The 16,435-nt window shown below is 68.4% G+C and carries 10 protein-coding genes; 8 read left to right on the top strand and 2 right to left on the bottom strand.

The genetic code is table 11. The features are described from left to right. On the bottom strand, nt 1-2,147 hold a 2,147-nt coding region (locus ACL02U_RS31830; protein ID WP_412794478.1), incomplete at its 3' end, for a Helicase associated domain protein. Nucleotides 2,148-2,630: 483 nt separating this feature from the next. Here ACL02U_RS31830 and ACL02U_RS31825 point away from each other — a divergent pair. From ACL02U_RS31825 to ACL02U_RS31790, 8 genes are all read left to right on the top strand, one after another. Next, on the top strand, nt 2,631-3,227 hold the full coding sequence (locus tag ACL02U_RS31825) for a hypothetical protein (protein ID WP_412794477.1): 597 nt from the start codon (nt 2,631-2,633) through the stop codon (nt 3,225-3,227). A gap of 144 nt (nt 3,228-3,371) precedes the next feature. Continuing rightward, complete coding sequence (locus ACL02U_RS31820; RefSeq protein WP_412794476.1) at nt 3,372-3,971, top strand: DUF6308 family protein; 600 nt, start codon at nt 3,372-3,374, stop codon at nt 3,969-3,971. 206 nt (nt 3,972-4,177) lie between these two features. Further along, nucleotides 4,178-5,449: an IS5 family transposase gene (locus tag ACL02U_RS31815; RefSeq protein ID WP_412794475.1), complete on the top strand. Its 1,272-nt coding sequence runs from the start codon at nt 4,178-4,180 to the stop codon at nt 5,447-5,449. Nucleotides 5,450-5,593: 144 nt separating this feature from the next. Then, nucleotides 5,594-7,498, top strand: a complete 1,905-nt coding sequence (locus ACL02U_RS31810; RefSeq protein ID WP_412794474.1) for a hypothetical protein — start codon at nt 5,594-5,596, stop codon at nt 7,496-7,498. Between the two features lie 180 nt (nt 7,499-7,678). After that, entirely contained in the window at nt 7,679-8,302 is a 624-nt protein-coding gene (locus ACL02U_RS31805) for a DUF6308 family protein (protein ID WP_412794473.1), read from the top strand. A gap of 187 nt (nt 8,303-8,489) precedes the next feature. After that, a complete protein-coding gene (locus ACL02U_RS31800; RefSeq protein WP_412794472.1) occupies nt 8,490-9,665 on the top strand; it encodes a tyrosine-type recombinase/integrase in 1,176 nt (391 codons plus the stop codon). Beyond that, entirely contained in the window at nt 9,647-12,259 is a 2,613-nt protein-coding gene (locus tag ACL02U_RS31795; RefSeq protein ID WP_398281990.1) for a tyrosine-type recombinase/integrase, read from the top strand. The genes ACL02U_RS31800 and ACL02U_RS31795 overlap by 19 nt, the downstream gene beginning before the upstream one ends. Next, nucleotides 12,256-12,834 carry a DUF6262 family protein gene (locus tag ACL02U_RS31790; protein ID WP_398281993.1) on the top strand — a complete coding sequence of 193 codons (579 nt, stop codon included), beginning with the start codon at nt 12,256-12,258 and terminating at the stop codon, nt 12,832-12,834. Before ACL02U_RS31795 ends, ACL02U_RS31790 begins: the two co-directional genes overlap by 4 nt. Nucleotides 12,835-12,884: 50 nt before the next feature. Here the strand turns inward: ACL02U_RS31790 and ACL02U_RS31785 are convergent, their stop codons facing one another. Then, nucleotides 12,885-15,548 carry a Helicase associated domain protein gene (locus ACL02U_RS31785; protein WP_412794471.1) on the bottom strand — a complete coding sequence of 888 codons (2,664 nt, stop codon included), beginning with the start codon at nt 15,546-15,548 and terminating at the stop codon, nt 12,885-12,887. Nucleotides 15,549-16,435 lie beyond the last annotated feature (887 nt).

Genomic DNA, 16,435 nt, shown 5'->3' with positions numbered 1-16,435 from the left:
AGCTTCACGAGCACCGGCTCCGTCTCGCCGTCGACCGTGATTTCCTCGCTGTGGCCCCTTGGGACAGGCCGGTGGGGACCTTCCCGTTCCACCCACTGCGCGAGGGCCGCCAGGCCGCGCTGAAATGCTTGCTGCGCCTTACTCGGGCCCTTCGTCACACGCGTGGCCGCCGGGGCCAGAGACGGCGCCTCAAGCGGCTGCACGCCCAGCCCGGACAGCCGCTCTTGCTGCTCGGTGGACAGCTGCGCCCAGGTGCCCGGCTGCTTCTGCCGCTCCAGCCACCGTCCGATGTCATCGCCGTCCATCAGCACGCCGGGCTGGATCTCGGGCAGGACGCCGTCGGCGTCGACCAGGTCGGCGAGCACGCGGTAGTGGCGCTGCCAGTCCAGCGGCCACGGGCAGTCCCAGTCCGGGTCGATCTCCGTCAGCTGCGCCGCGCGCACGGCGGCCCGCTCCGGGTCCTTGCCCAGGCCGTTCTTCGCGCCCTTCCGCCGGAGATTGGCCATGTGCTGCCCGACGGGCACCATCGCCTCGCCCTCGCCCCACACCGCGTCCTGACGCGGCGCGAGGTGCCCCGTTGCCCGCCGGTACGACCGGAGCGCGGCGAGCTTGGCCTCCCACGCTTCTTCGCCCGGCTCCCAGACCATCCCGGCCTCGGGTGCGTCCAGGAGGACCTTGCGCCGGTCCTCCAGCTCCCCGGCCCGCAGGGCCTTGCGCTGCTGGTGCACCCACCGCCCAAGCGGAAACGCCTTCGTCGCCCCGACCTCGACCTCTACGTCGTAGGGCACGGCGTAGACGCCGGTGATCTCGTTCTCCGCGCGCCAGCGGATCAGGGCCTGGTAGCCCTCCAGCCACACCAGCGACTCCGGCCGGTAGACCCGGGTGCGCAGGAAAGCGGCGATCGTCGCCGCGTCGCGCGGGCTGGAGAAGTGCAGCAGGGCTGACTCGGCAGCAGCGTCGGTGTCGTCCTGCTCCTGGTCCTCGCCCTCGCCGCCGGCCCCGACGATTCGCCCGTCCTCATCGCGCTGGAGGTGGACCTTGCGCTTGCCGCTGGTGAGGGCGCGGGAGGCGAGTTGCTCGACGAGTCGTTCATCATGACTGCGCAGGCCTTGCAAAACGGCTACAAGGGGGCGGAAAGAGGCGCTGGCGACCATGTCGGTGGGGTCCTCGCCGGGCTCCAGGAACACCGGCACGATGATCCTGGCGACCTTGGTGCTGCCGTCTTTGTTGAGCCGGAGGGCGCGGCCGATGTTCTGCACGATCTCGACCTGGGAGCCGCGGGTGTCGGCGAAGCAGACGGCCTCGACTCCGCGCTCGCCGGTGATGTCCACGCCTTCCCCGAGCACGCGAACGCTGGCGAGGAAGGCGCGGTGCACCCGGCGCCCGGCCGCGTCGATGCCGTTGGCGAACTGCCTGATGACCTCGCGCCGCTCGGTCACGAGGTGGTCGCCGCACAGCCACGCCGACCACACACGGTCCGGCGGGACGTGGCGGCCGGCCTCGAGTTCGTAGAACTCCGCGTCGATGGAGGACTTCGGCAGCTTGTCGGCGGCGGCCAGGTCGTCGTCGGTGGCGTCGTTGATGTACAGCTCGGCAGCCGTCTCGGGCAGCTTCTCCGCGAACGCCGCGGCCTCCTCCACCTTCTGGTGGAACGTCATGACGGTCTTGAGGTTCCACTTCGCCGCGTGCTCCAGGAGCGCGGTCTGCAGCAGCGCCAGACGCCGGCCGCGCCGCGCCTCTTCCGACTCCCCGACGACGGGGGAGGGGTCACGGATCTCCAGGACGTCGATCTCGAACCCGGCGAGGATCTCCCGCTCGATCGCCTCCGAGAGCCCGAGCTCCGCGAGCCACGCGCCGTACGTACCCTCCGGATCATCGGCCATGGTCGCGATCTCCGCCTCCTGGCCCTCCGCGCCCTTCTGCGGGCGGGCCGCGGCGAGGATGCGCGGGGTAGCAGTCAGGTAGAGCCGGAAGTCGGCAGGGATCCGCTGGTTGTCGTGGATCGCCGCCCACGGACGACCAAGATCACCGGCGGTTCCGTGGGCCTCGTCCGTTTTACCGGTTGGAGGCGTATATGCGTCGAGGTTGGCCTGCTGCTTTGCGTGACGTACATGTGCGCGTCGGCTGGCCGTCCTCTGGCCGTGCAAGACATCTGACTGGTTGCCAGGTCTCGCTGGAGATTTGAGGTGTGGCGGTGGCCGATGGATCTCGGGCTACCTGCTGTTGCACATCTGCTACACCTCGAGATAGCGTTGCCGTGACCATGGCCACTCCAAGGTCGCGTAAGGCTGTATAAGGGATTAGATTTGGGAAATCATCCAAAATCGGACATTCGCAAGGCGTTGAGTGCGGCCAAGTCGGAGGGTTTGTCAATATCAGAAAATATTAATGGACATCGGTGGGGGGAACTTACTTGTTCGGGGTGTGGTCAATCTCTCCCGATTCACCACTCTCCCCGTAATCCGAGTGTGTTTGCTCGTCGCATAGACGAGTTCGTGAGGCGGCACCGAAAGCACTAGGACTGGCCGGCCTTGGGCGTAAGTCCGAGGCGGGCCCTCCAGTGGGGCGCACTTTCTGGCAGAAATATGGCGCCATGCTGGAGGGCCCGTCCGAACCGCGCCCGAGATGACGTGAAACTGGATCGGACCCAAAAGAAGGAGAATATCGTGCCTGTAGAATGGACATTCACTCTAGCCCTCAACCGGCAGTTGACGCGGGACGAGGCTGACTTTATTGACACCAGCGCCAGCGAGGATCTTCCGCTTTTTGCGGACGGTTCCGTTTCCTACACAATTGGTGGTTCAGGTGTCTCGGAGCTGCATTGCGATGTGGTGGCCAACACGATGCTTGAGGCCGTCGCATTGGTGTCCGGAGAAATCCGCAAGATAAACGGGCTTCGTGCCGCGCGTGTAATCCACGATGACATCGTGACCTTGGATATTGCTGCGCAGCGAGCTGGGCGAAGCCGACAGTCGTTGGTGCAACTGTCGAAAGGTCAGCGAGGGCCGGGGGGATTTCCGCAGCCAGAGGAGAAAGTGGGCGGGACTGCCTTCTATTCATGGCCGAGGATCGCGAACTTCCTTAGGGGGTTGGGTGATGAGATCGCACCTGTTTCACAAGACCTCGTTATCGCCGACCGAGCGCTACGTCTCGTCGACGAGGTGGAAAATGCGGGGTGTGCTGTATCGGCGTCGGTGTGGAGGGCGTTCGGGCTATGCACTGCATAGCCCCGCCCTTCGGGCTTACTCGCGCAAGAGATCGGTATGATTCCCTGGAAATCGCTGAGACGGAGGAGTGTTGCTCTCTTGATCGGTGCCCCACTAGTGTTCGCAGAACGACTGCATACCTTCATTACGAACCCTCAGGCCATCGTGGATCTGCGGCGCTACTTCGGCATCAGTCTGCCGCCCGGCGCGGTGCCGTTCACCGGCAGTCGGTTTGAGCATCTGGCGGGTGGGGGAGACCGGCCGGAGGTCGCTGACCGGATCACGGCGGAGGACCTGGTCGCGGTGCAGACCCTGTCGGTGATCGTTCCGGTGCCGGTCGCGCTGGACATTCTGGAGGGCCGCCTTGGCGCGCGGCTGTCCGGTCTGCTTCACGCCATTCCCAGGGACGTCGACATGGCTGATGCCGACGCGGTCGTCGTGGCCGACGGCTCGCCGGCGGATCAGGCCTGGAGACTGCTCTGCGAGCAGCATGGGGTCAACTGGGTCATCGCCGGGAAGGTCCTGGCCCGCAAACGTCCCCGACTGCTGCCGGTCTACGACCGTGTGGTGCGGTGTGCGCTGGGCCGCCCGCGTCCGTTCTGGCTGTCCTTGCACGCCGCGCTTCGCGAGGACGACGCCGCTTTGCACCGTCAACTGCTCAAGCTGAGGCAGGCAGCGGGGCTGCCGGAGACGGTGAGCGCGCTGCGGGTGTGCGATGTGGCGGTATGGATGAACCACCGGGCTCTGGGCCACGCCTGCCCCTGATGGTGTCTACCGCCAAAGCGGTACCTGAAGGGGCGTTCTGGCGTGTGAGGGTGACGGACTTTAGAAGCTTTTGTCTTTTCGATCTTGAGGGATGCGGGTCGAACGGGAGTCCCGATCGGGTGGTCGCGGGGCGCTGGGCGCATATGAACAGGGCCTCCTGAACAGCTCGTTGGTGTCGAATCACCGAGCAGCAGCAGGAGGCCCTGGTGCAGCAGTCTTGCGTGCGGATGGCCGGGCAGTCCAGCGCGGTCACCTGGGAGTGTGACTGCCTGGCTCACCGGTTCGGAAACGCCGCCGACAACCCGATGCGTGAGCGGCGGTATCCGACGGACATGTCGGACGCGGAGTGGGCCCGGGTCCTGCCGCTGCTGCCGGTGCCGGGCTGGATGCGCGGCCGGGGCGGCCGGCCGGAGGCGTATTGCCACCGTGCCATGCTCGATGCGATCCGGTATCTCGTGGACAACGGGATCAAGTGGCGGGCGATGCCCATCGACTTCCCGCCGTGGGACCGCATCTACGCATTCTTCCGCCGCTGGCGCGACAATGCCCTGGTCAAGGAGTTCCACGACCGGTTGCGCGGACAGGTCCGTGAGGAGCTGGGGCGGGACGCGCAGCCGACGGCCGGGGTGATCGACTCGCAGTCCGTCAAGGCGGACGCCGTCGTCGGCGCGGACAGCCGCGGCTTCGACGGCGGCAAGCTCATCAACGGCCGCAAGCGGCACGTCGTGGTCGACACCCTCGGCCTGCTGCTGGGCGTGATGGTCACCGCCGCGGACATCGGCGACCGCATCGCCGCCCAGGTCCTGCTCGGGCAGGTCGCCGACGCGCACCACCGCCTCGAACTGGTCTGGGCCGGCAGGCGGGCACCGAAAGAGCACTCTTGCGTCGACCGGCCCTGGCCCCGAGCCGTCCTCAACCTCCTTGCTTACGCCCACCTCATCCCCGTCGTCGACGGCGGCATCGCGGTCGACGCCCGTGGCGGACGCCTGCGCGGCGCCGAATGGCGCGCCCACATCGCCGCCCCCGGCCGCGCCTGCATGGAATGCCTGGGCCAGTACGACCCCGCCCACGTCCAAGCCGAACGCGACGGCTCCCTCGACGACCCCGCCTACATCACCGGCCTGCCCGCCGGCCATACGCTGCGCCGCAAGGAGAACGTCTTCGTCTTCTCCCTCAGTGCTGCGGCAGCGCAGCTGAACCAGTTCGTCACGATGACGACCGCGCCGGGCGGGATCGCAGACACCGGCGCCCACCTGTACCACCTGACCACCGCCACCCTCGATCACCGCGAGGACGGCTGCGAGACGGGCTGCCCCTACGACGGCATGCTGCGGGCACTCGGCGACGACGCCCCTGTCACCGTCACGGGACGGCACCGGGCCGCTGAACAGGCCCGCGCTGCCCGTGCCCGTGCGGTACGCCACTGGCCGCTCCGCGCCCGGCGGGCCGTCGACGATCTCCTGCACCGACTCCGCTGAGAACACCCGCCCAGAAGCATCGGGAGGACCACGCATATGCGTTTGGCCCGCCCGGCCCACGAGACCAACACTGAAATCCGCAACAACGTGACACCGGCAGCCGGTAGTTCACAGCAAGTGGTCACACGCACGACGGGAGTGCCGATGGACGCCGCAGAGCGCCTCGCCCAGAAGATCGAAACGCTGAGCAGGATGTTCACGGATGCCGAGCCCGCGTCATTGCGTACCGGCTACCTGGCCACCAACCCTTCGGCCGGGCACCCGGTGCTGCAGGGATCCACCGCGACGGCTCTCGTGCCCCGCTGGAACGAGCACTCCAGCGGCCTGCTGGTGCCCGCCACCTCCGTGCCGCCCGCGCCCATCGACCTGGGCGCGGCGTATCTCACGCCCGATGAGATCTTCGGGTTCGAGCTGCCCGCCGACTACGCCGTGCGCCAACTGGAGCGCCTTCCTCTTGAAGGCGTCATACGGTTCTGCGCCCAGGTGCTCAACGCCCTGGAGCTGCCGGGCGTGTCCGTGCAGGCCGTCGAGACGCACTTCGCCGGCGAGTGGCTGGATGAGCCGGTCCGCAGCCGTGTCCGGAACCTCCTCCGGGACGAGACCCGCAGACTGCTCGTGCCCCAGGCCCTCATGCTGCTGGCCCGCAGGGCCATGGAGGTATCGCCGGACACCGTGCCGGACGACCTACCCGACGGCGACATCGTCGGCGCTCTGTTTAGTCTCACCCAGGTGCTGGGCCACCATCCCGATCCCGGCCCGAGCGTCATCACGGACCGGCCCGGCACACTGGGCCGCGAGCTCATCGCCAACCAGCACTTCCACCGCAGCTGGTCCGTCCCCGGCGTCCTCGCCCGCTACGCACGGCGCTGGCTGCAACTGCCCGCCGAACACCACGGCGAGCCGGGAATCGTCGACCTCAGCCAGACCTACCAGGACTGCACCGGCGCCCGCCTGGAGGACCTGGCGGCCGTCGCCGGCTACCTGTGGCTGCGCACCACGATGGGACGGTTCGTCATCGAGCCGGGCGAACTGGCTGGCCTGACCCTGCCCGCGCAGCGCGTCGAGTCGGTCCTGATGCTGATCACCAACGACCTGCCCGGCATGCGGGAGGCCGTACACGGTGAACGCCCAGAACAGCGCACCGAATGGTCCTTCGACCCCTTCCAGCAGTGGCCCGTGATCCGCCTGCCCGAGGACCGGCTGCTGATCCTCGATCCCCGCCACCTGATCAGCCGGGCCTTCGGGTGGCTGCCGATCTTCGACATCGAGTGCCCGCCGCCGGGGCGTACCAAGCCCACCGGCCACCGCAAGATGGCCGCCCGGGCCAAACAGACCCTGCGCCACTGCAGCGAGGTCTACGTCAGCGAGGTCCTGCACACGATCACCCGCGACGAAGGCACCACACGCCGGGTCTACGACGACGCCGAACTCAAGGCCGCCTACACCGCCCCAGGCCAGCGCATCGCCGACGCCGCGATCGACTATCCCGGCACCTGGATCGTCATCGAGGTCACCACCACCCAGCTACGCCGCGAAGCCCGCACCGCCGTACCCGGCGAATCACAGATCCAGGACATCGACAAACTCGTCGAGGAACTCGAACAGATCGACGCGACCATCACCGCGCTGCGCGGCGACGAGGCCACCCTCACCGGCGCACCTGCTGCTGCCGACGACCGTCGCTTCCTGCCGCTGCTCGTGCTGCCGGAAGGCTTCCCCGTCAACCCCATCACCCTGACCGTGATCCGTGAACGCGCCCGGAGGAAAGGGCTGCTGACGAGGCCGGACACGGACCCGGTGGAGATCGTCGACATCGAAGAACTGGAGATGATCGAGGCCTTGCAGGAAGCCTCCGGCCCCAGCCTCCTCGACATCCAGCGCAGCAAGCAGTCCGGCAGCTTGCGCAACGCCGCCGTACGCGACCACATCCTGCACGTCATGCGAGTACAGCCCGACGCACCAGCCCGACACGCTGGGCTGCTGGACAGTGCCCTCAGGCCACTCGTCAACGCCCTGCCGCAGCCGCATCCGAACTCCACCACCAGCTGATGGCCGGTGCCCCTGCGCGCCCCACCGACCAGCTCGCCGCATGCTTCTCGGGCAGGACCCTTTGGCGCCGCTCACCCGCTCACGATCTCGACGAAGGACGGAGTTCTCATGGCCACTTCCCTCCCAGCGTTCGGTGCTCCCGGTGGAGCATTGCCGCCGTTGGGACAGCGGTTGCGTGTCTTGCTGAGTTCCGAGCCCGTCATCAGTGACCTGCGGCATTACTTCGGCATAGGCTTGCCGCCCGGCGGGATGCCGTTCACCGGGAGCCGGTTCGAGCACCTGGCGGGTGGGGGAGACCGGCCGGAGGTCGCTGACCGGATCACGGCGGAGGACCTGGTCGCGGTGCAGACCTTGTCGGTCACCGTTCCAGCGCCTGTTGCGCTGGACATTCTGGAGGGCCGCCTCGGCGCGCGGCTGTCCGGTCTGCTGCACGCCATTCCCAGGGACATCGACATGGTTGACGCCGACGCGGTCGTCGTGGCCGATGGCTCGCCGGCGGATCAGGCCTGGGGTCTGCTCTGCGAGCAGTACAGGGTCAACTGGGTCATCGCCGGGAAGGTCCTGGCCCGCAAGCGTCCCCGACTGATCCCGGTCTACGACCGAATCGTCCGCTGCGCCGTCGGCCGGCCGCCGTCCTTCTGGCTCGCCCTCCACACCGCGCTGCGCGAGGATGAGGCCGCGTTGCACCGCCAGCTGCTGGAGCTGAGGCAGGCCGCGGGGCTACCCGAGACGGTGAGTGCGCTGCGGGTGTGCGATGTGGCGGTGTGGATGAACCACCGGGCCGTCGGCCATGCCTGCCCCTGAGGATGTCCGCCGCCAACGTGACCCGAGGGGGCGTTCTGGCGTGTGAGGGTGACGGACTTTACCAACCGTCACCTGGGTGTGTGTGACGTTCGCGTGGAGTGGTCCATGGGTGTGGGGGAGGGGTGTGGACTCGGGGCCCGGAGTGCCGCCACCGCGGCGGTGCCCGGTCCGGAGGGGACGGTGCGGGGTGGGTGCTCGGCTGGTGGTGGGCCAGTTGCGGGTGCAGGAGGTCGTCCGTGGGGGCGGGCGGGTGTCCTACACGCTCGTGGACACGGACTGCTCGGTGGTGGCGGAGGCGGACGGGTTCCTGCGTACCTGCCGGGCGGGTACGGACCGGACGTACGCGTATGTGCTGGTAGATCATCTGCGCTGGCTCCGCTTTGCGGGTCTGTCGGTGGAGTCGGTGTCGCTTGAGGATTTGCGGCACTACATGGCGGCACTCGGGGCGGACTATCAGGGGCCGTTCGGGTTGCCGTGGCGGGAGGGGAAGCGCCCGTACGGGCACAGCGCGTTGAAGACCGCGGCGGCCTGCCTGAAGGGCTTCTACCTCCGCCTGGGTATCCACGGCGTGAACCCCACACTGGCCGAGGCGCTGCGGGCAACACGGTTGCCGACCCGGGCGGATCGGCGGCGGGCGATGCTCGGGCACGTCCTGCACAGCATGCCCGCGAACCCCCTGGCTCCGGCGGAGCGGGTGCGCCGGCATCCGAAGATGCTGCCCGAGGGCGCCCGGGATCTGCTACTGGGGGCGGCCTCGTGCGCGCGGGACCGGATGGTGGTCACGTGGCTGGCCGACGGCGGTTTCCGGATCGGTGAGCTGTGCGGGCTGCGCCTGGTCGACCTGCACCTGCGCGAGCAGGCCGCGTGCGGTCAGTGCCGGGGGCCGCATGTGCACATCTGCCACCGCGAGGACAACGCCAACCGGGCCCGGGTCAAGACGAAGACACCCTGGGTCTGGCAGGACAACTCCGTCAGCGGCGGGACGGTGCGCCGGGCGAGCCCGGCGATGATCCACACCTACTTCGAGTACATCACCACCCAGTACCCCGCCCAGAGCGCTCACGGCATGCTCCTGGTCAGCCTGCACGGTCCCTCCCGAGGCCAGCCGTGGACCACCGCCGCGGCCCGGGGCATGCTGCGCCGGGCCGCGGCCCGTGGTCAGATCGGCCGGGTGGTCCCGCATGCTTTCCGGCACAGCTTCGCCACCGCGGTGCTGGACGCCGCACGGGGCAACGCGGTGATCGCCCGGGAGGCCGGCGGTTGGGCCTCGGCCGCGACCGTCGAGCAGGTCTACGGCCACGTGGACGTCCACGACCCGGTCTTCACCGCGGCACTGGAGCAGGTGTGGGGGACACGGCCGTGATCCCGCTGACGCTGCTGCCCGGCCGCACCGAGACCACCCGCATCGGCCGCGACCGGCTCGAACTGCTCACAGCCCTCATCGAGGCCCCCGCATTCGACCCGCTCTTCCGCGACACACTGATCTTCATCCCGCCTTACCACCCGGTCTACGCCTGGCAGTGCGCTGTTGACGGCTGCCTGCGTATCCGCCGGGTCAGCCACAACCTGTGCAACACGCACAACCTGGAGTGGGAGCAGGCCGAGCGGGCGGGGCAGACCAAGCGAGCCTTCATGGACGCGGCCACCGCTCTGCCCGCCGCGCGGGGAGTGGATTACGGCCGGTGCCTGATCTGTCCCGACCGTCCGGCGATCAGTCCCGCTACCCGGCTGTGCCAGCAGCACCAGACCAGGTGGCAGTACGGCGAGGCAGTCGGCATAGACCGCGCCCGGTTCGAGGACTGGTCCCGTACCCAGCGCCCGCTTCCCGGCTACGGCCTGTGCACGGCGCGGTGCCCGTTTTTGGCCTGCACTTCGCTGGGGCTGTGTCTGCAGCATCTGAACCGGTACAAGATCGACAACCGCCCCGGAGACGCCCGGTCGCACAACTCACGCGGCCCCCTCAAGGACGGCCGGCCGCTCCCGGTGGCCTACGGCGACGAGGAGGCATTCCGCGCCTGGTGCGCCACCGCGGAGCCGGTCACGCAGCCAGGGCTGGTCAACCTCCACTGCCTGCCCCCGCTGGTGCGGGCCGAGATCCAGTGGGGCCTGCACGCCCATGCCCAGTCCGCGCAGCACTCCGAGTGGACCACCAACGGCATCAGGAATCTCGTCAGGTACTGCTGGCGGGGCAGCATCACGTCCCTGATGGATTTGCACGACGGAGGCTACAAAGACCTGACGCGCAAGCAGATGGACTCCGAGGTCCGAAAGATCATCTGGGAAGTCGTCAGCGGGCTGCGCTGCGTCTACTACAGCCCCTCGGACACCAAGGACGCCGGCTTCCTGGAGACTGATCACTTCGGACGGCGCTTCAAGAACGCCCAGAGCCACTTCGATATCACCGCCGTACCGCAGAGGTGGCTGCGCGACCTGCTCTGGGACCATCTCGCCGAGTGGCTCCGATCCCCTCAGTGCCCCCGCACCAGAGGCCCTTTCGACCAGATGCGCCGCGCCGCAGTCGAGCTGGGCGTCTTCCTCCAGGCTGACGCCCCCGACGCCGGCCATGACCCCGCCGTGCTGCGCCGTGAGCATGCCGAGCGGTTCGTCGCCGACCAGCGCCACCGTGCCCGCCACGGCCTGCCGTCCCTGGGCTTGGTCCTGGTCGACGGACGATCCCCCACCGTCACCGACCTGAGCTGCCAATTCGTCTTCAACCAGGCCCGCAAGTTGCTCTACAGCGCCATCACCGCCGGCCACGCCGAACGCCTCGGTATCGACACCGGTTTCCTGACCGCCATCCCCTTCGGCGGCACCGGTCTCAAGCAGCGCTCCCGCAACCCCTTCAGTGACGACGTTGCCCGCGCGCTGATGGACGAGACCAACCTGCGCCGCCTGGAGGAACTGGACCTCAACGACCGGGGCCTGCGGGACATCTGGGAGACCATCGTCGCCACCGGGCGCCGCTGCAGCGAGGTTGTCGGACTGCGGCTGGACTGCATCGGCCGCTACCGCGGCCTGGCCATGCTGTGGCACGACCAGACCAAGGTCGGCAACTACAACGAGGGCATCCGCATCCCCGAACCCGTCTACCAGCGCCTGGATGCCCGCCGCACCAAGACACTCCAGCTCTTCGAAAAGCGCTACGGCCGCACCCCGGCAGCTGCCGAACGCCCCGGCCTGGCCCTGTTCCCCTCCCGCATCCGCAACCCCAACGGCCGGCAGCCAATCTCCTACGGGCACTTCAACCAGCGCTTCAAGACCTGGATCGAAGGTCTCGACCTCGGCGGCGCGTACGTCGCTCACCAGGCCCGCCACACCCTGGCCACCAACCTGCTGCGCGCCGGCGCCACACTCACCCACATCCGCCGCTACCTCGGCCAGCTCTCCGAACGCATGGCCGAGCACTACGTGAAGATCACCAACAGCGACCTCGAAGACGTCCTGAACACCATCTGGGTGGCCGGGCCCGGCGCACCCAACCCAGGCGAACTCCTCTCCGGCGACACCACCCCCATGGACCGCGAGACAGCCCTCGCCCTGGCCCTGGACCTCTCCCGCCGCAGCACCCCCGCCGACGGCGGCTTCTGCACCTACCAACCCGTCGTCGACGGCGGATCCTGCCCCTGGAAACTCGACTGCGAGAACTGCGACAACTTCGTCCTCTCCGGCGCAGACCTCCTCTACTGGCGACGCAAAGCCGAACAGTGGCGCTCCATCGCCGAGAACGCCCCCGACGACGCCACCGCCGACTACCTCCACACCGTCTTCGAACCCACCGCCAAGGCCATCAAAGGACTCGAGCAGGCCCTGGCCGCCCTCGGCATCCTCGACGAAGCCCTCACCCTCGACCTGCGGCGCCCCCAGGACTACTTCCACCGCACCTGGAGCACCGCCTTCCGCGCCCGAGACCTCGCCGCACTGCAGGCATCCGGCCCGGATGCCACAGGGAAGCCATGAGTACGTCCCGCACCGACGCGGCCGTCCGGGCCCGCCGCCACGCCACGCAGGAGATGCTCGAACGCCTCCAGGCCGCCCTGGCGGCCGCGGCACGCGACCATACGCCTGTCACCGTCGCAGCCCTTGCCCGTACCGCCCGCGTCTCACGCACCTTCCTCTACCAAAACCAGCAGGCCAGAGCCCTGATCGAGCAGGCCAACCGCGTAGACAGAGCTCACCCCGCGGTCTCCGAAAGCGGCAGCCGCGCCCAGCCCGCCTGGAGAGAACGTGCACTCAACGCCGAAGACGCACTCGCCCAGGCCCACCGCGAAATCCGCACCCAGCGCACCCACATCGCAGAACTCCTCGGCAAGATCCGCGACCTCGAACACGATCTCCCCGAAGGCTCACTTCAGCGCATCGTCACCGAGAACACCACGCTGAAGCAGCACGTACGACAGCTCACCCAGGACAACCAGCAGATCCAAGAACGCCTGACCAGTGCACGCCAGAACAACCGCTTCATGGACAAACGCATCGCCGACCTTGAAGCCCAACTCGCTCCCTACCTCACCACCCCGCCCCCGCGCCCCTGACCCAGCCTCGGATCATTGCCAAACGGGACGGGACCTTGCCGATGGGAGCGTCACGCCCACTCGATGCCCAGCTCCCGCAGTGCGTCGAGCTGGTCCTGGGCGAGCTTGTCCCGCCTCGATTTGGTGTTGGAGACCCACACACCCAATTTCACGGCCACCGGCTCCGTCTCGCCGTCGACCGCGATCTCTTCGCTGTGGCCGCGCGGTACAGGCCGGTGAGCACCTTCTCGTTCCACCCACTGCGCGAGGGCCGTCAGGCCGCGCTGGAACGCCTGCTGCGCCTTGCTCGGGCCCTTCGTCGCACGCGTAGCCGCAGGGGCCGGAGACGGCGCCTGGGCGGGCTTGATGCCCAGCTTGGACAGCCGCTCCTGCTGCTCGGTCGACAGCTGCGCCCAAGTACCCGGCTGGGACTGCCGCTGGAGCCAGCGCCCGATATCGTCGCCGCCGAAGAGGACGCCCGGAGCGATGTCGGGCAGGTGGCCGTCGGCGTCGACGAGGTCGGCGAGGACACGGTAGTGGCGTTGCCAGTCCAGTGGCCAGGGGCAGTTCCAGTCCGGGTCGATCGCGGCCAGTTGCCGCGCGCGCTCCGCCGCACGCTCGGGGTCCTTTCCGAGGCCGCCCTTGCGGCGGAGGTTGGCCATGTGCTGCCCAACGGGTACCAGCCCCCCGGCCTCGCTCTCGCCCCACACCTGGTCCTGGCGGGGTGCGAGGTGGCCTGTGGCCTGCCGGTAGGAGCGGAGTGCGGCGAGTTTGTTCTCCCACGCCTCTTCGCCCGGCTCCCAGACCATCCCGGCCTCGGGAGCGTCCAGGAGCTCCTTGCGCCGCGGCTCCAGTTCCCCGGCCCGCAGTGCCTTTCGCTGCTGGTGCACCCACCTCCCCAGCGGGAAAGCCTTTGTCACGCCGACCTCGACCTCGGTGTCGTAGGGGACGGCGTAGAGGCCAGTGATGTGGTTCCCCTTCCGCCAGTGGAGCAGGGCTTGGTAGCCCTCCAGCCACACCAGGGACTCCGGCCGGTAGACCCGGGTGCGCAGGAAAGCCGCGATGGTCGCCGCGTCACGCGGGCTGGAGAAGTGGAGCAGGGCCGACTCGGCAGCGGCGTCGGTGTCGCCTTCCTCCTGGTCCTCGCCGTCGCCCTCGCCGCCGGTCCCGACGATCCGCCCGTCCTCGTCACGCCGGACGTGGACCTTGCGCTTGCCGCTGGTGAGTGCCCGTGAGGCGAGCTGTTCGACCAGACGTTCGTCATGCGAACGCAGGCCCTGGAGGACCGCCACAAGGGGGCGGAAGCTGGCACTGGCGACCATGTCCGTGGGGTCCTCGCCGGGCTCCAGGAAGACGGGCACGATGATCCGCGCGACCTTCGTGGAGCCGTCGCGGTTCAACCTGAGTGCCCGGCCGATGTTCTGCACGATCTCCACCTGAGAGCCGCGGGTATCGGCGAAGCACACGGCCTCGACTCCCCGCTCGCCGGTGATGTCGACACCTTCCCCGAGAACGCGAACGCTGGCGAGGAAGGCGCGGTGGACCCGGCGTCCGGCCGCGTCGATGCCGTTGGCGAACTGCCGCAGCACCTCGCGCCGCTCGGTCACGAGGTGGTCGCCGCACAGCCACGCCGACCACACCCGGTCCGGAGGTACGTGGCGGCCAGCCTCGAGCTCGTAGAACTCCGCGTCGATAGACGACGCGGGGAGCCGGTCCGCGGCCGCCAGGTCGTCGCCGGAGACGTCGTTCACGTACAACTCGGCGGCCGTCTCCGGCAGCTTCTCCGCGAAAGCCGCGGCCTCCTCGACCTTCTGGTGGAACGTCATGACCGTACGCAGGTTGTACGCCGCGGCGTGTTCCAGGAGGGCGGTCTGAAGCAGCGCGAGGCGCCGGCCCCGCAGCGCCTCCTCCGACAGCCCGAGCACGGGCGAGGGGTCGCGGATCTCCAGCACGTCGATCTCGAATCCGGCGAGGATTTCGCGCTCGATTGCCTCCGAGAGCCCGAGCTCGGCAAGCCAGGGCCCGTAGGTTTCCGAGTCCTGGCCCATTGACGCGATCTCGAGTTCCTCGCTGTCCGCGCCTTTCTGCGGCCGGGGAGCCGCCAGGATGCGTGGGGTGGCAGTGAGGTAGAGCCGGAAGTCGGCGGGGATGCGGGCGTTGTCGTGGATCGCCGCCCATGGCCTGCCAAGATCGCCTGCGGTTGAGTGGGCCTCATCGATGATGGCGAGCGAAAAACCGTCCATCCGCTGTCCGTACAGGCGCTCTCCACCCGCCAGAGCGGCCTCCAACGGCCCGCGAACGCGCCCCTGGCCCGTCGGGTCGTCGAAGTCCTCTCGGTCCACGAGCGAGGCGTACGTGGCGAACACGATGACCGGCCCGTGCCCGGCCCACAGGGCGAGCTGGATCGGGTTGGTGGTGGTGCGTACGCCCAGTTCGTTCAGGACCGGGTCGTTCTCCAGCGAGCACACGGCCACCATCGGGGCCCGGTGGCCCATCAGGCGCCACGCCTGGGCGGTCTGCGCGAGCAGGTCCAGGGTCGGCACGGTCACGAGGATCCGGCCGCCCCGGAAGCACTCCAGCGCGCACGCAGCCGCCGTGATCGTCTTGCCCGAACCGGTCGCTGACACGATCGTGCCCCGGGCACCCTGAGGGGGCACAGATGACCCCCCAGGGAATCCCACCCACTTTCGGAAAGCCGACTTCTGGTCTACCTGATGTTCCTTGAGCTGAATCACAGGACTCTAGGCCCCCTTTCAAAGGCATAGAAAAAGGATCAGATATGGCCACGGTGCAAGATAGAGCGAACTGCGGCTTCAAAGGCGCGTACGGCTGCAGCGTGCTCGCTACGGGCCGCCTCCCAAGCCTCATGCTGCCCGTACGAACTCCTCAGCTGCATGTAGGACGTGATGAGGCGTGAAGCCTGAGCGCTGAGCTGCTCGCTGCCCGGTGTCATAAAGAATCGAGTGGTCAGTTCGTATCGGAGAGGGTCAGGAGAAGGAACTTGAGTCATCGAGACATCGCCTGCGACGGCATCGAGGAGCTGACCACACAAGCGGTTGTACATAGAGGAGAGTTGAGCAGCTGCCTCCACGAGCCGCAAAACCTCTTGCACACGCTTCTCGACCCTGCGTCGTATAGCATCTCCGAGAAGGACAAGCGATCCGCCGATCACAGCGGCCACCAACGCCAATAACTGATCCATCAGTTCCTTCCAATCCCATACTGGGGATGTCCCTTGTTTTCGCCAACGGTACATGGTGCATCAACCTGAGGCAGCCACTACACTGGAACCCGACACGAACGAGCGACCTTTCCCCCTTGCAGCCAGCCGGGCCCGCGTCAGCGGGCCCCAGCGGTTCTGGAGGCGCAGCCGGAAGGACCGTCAGGAGGGGGAGCGCAGCGGACCCGCCGACCAGGCTGGAGCGAAGCAGAGGCCTGGTAGCGGGACGGAGTCCCGCCGGTCCGGGAGCGCAGCGGACGGACCGTCACCCTGCCTGCGCAGCAGGCAGGGTGTGCGGGTGGCGCAGGCACCCGCCAGCGCTCACGCGGAGCGGGAGCGCAACACCCGCGCGCAGCGCGGGTGTTCGCTTGCACATCGCGCAGCGATGTGGTACCCGCTCCG

Source organism: Streptomyces sp. MS06 (assembly GCF_047200655.1).
Taxonomy (GTDB): domain Bacteria; phylum Actinomycetota; class Actinomycetes; order Streptomycetales; family Streptomycetaceae; genus Streptomyces.
Note: the sequence above shows the minus strand (reverse complement) of the source record. Positions and strands in the feature narration are given on the sequence as shown.

What these genes read in the sequence shown, in the direction of transcription:
- ACL02U_RS31810 (WP_412794474.1), top strand. Translation starts at nt 5,594, where the DNA reads ATGGACGCCGCAGAGCGCCTCGCCCAGAAGATCGAAACGCTGAGCAGG.
- ACL02U_RS31790 (WP_398281993.1), top strand. Translation starts at nt 12,256, where the DNA reads ATGAGTACGTCCCGCACCGACGCGGCCGTCCGGGCCCGCCGCCACGCC.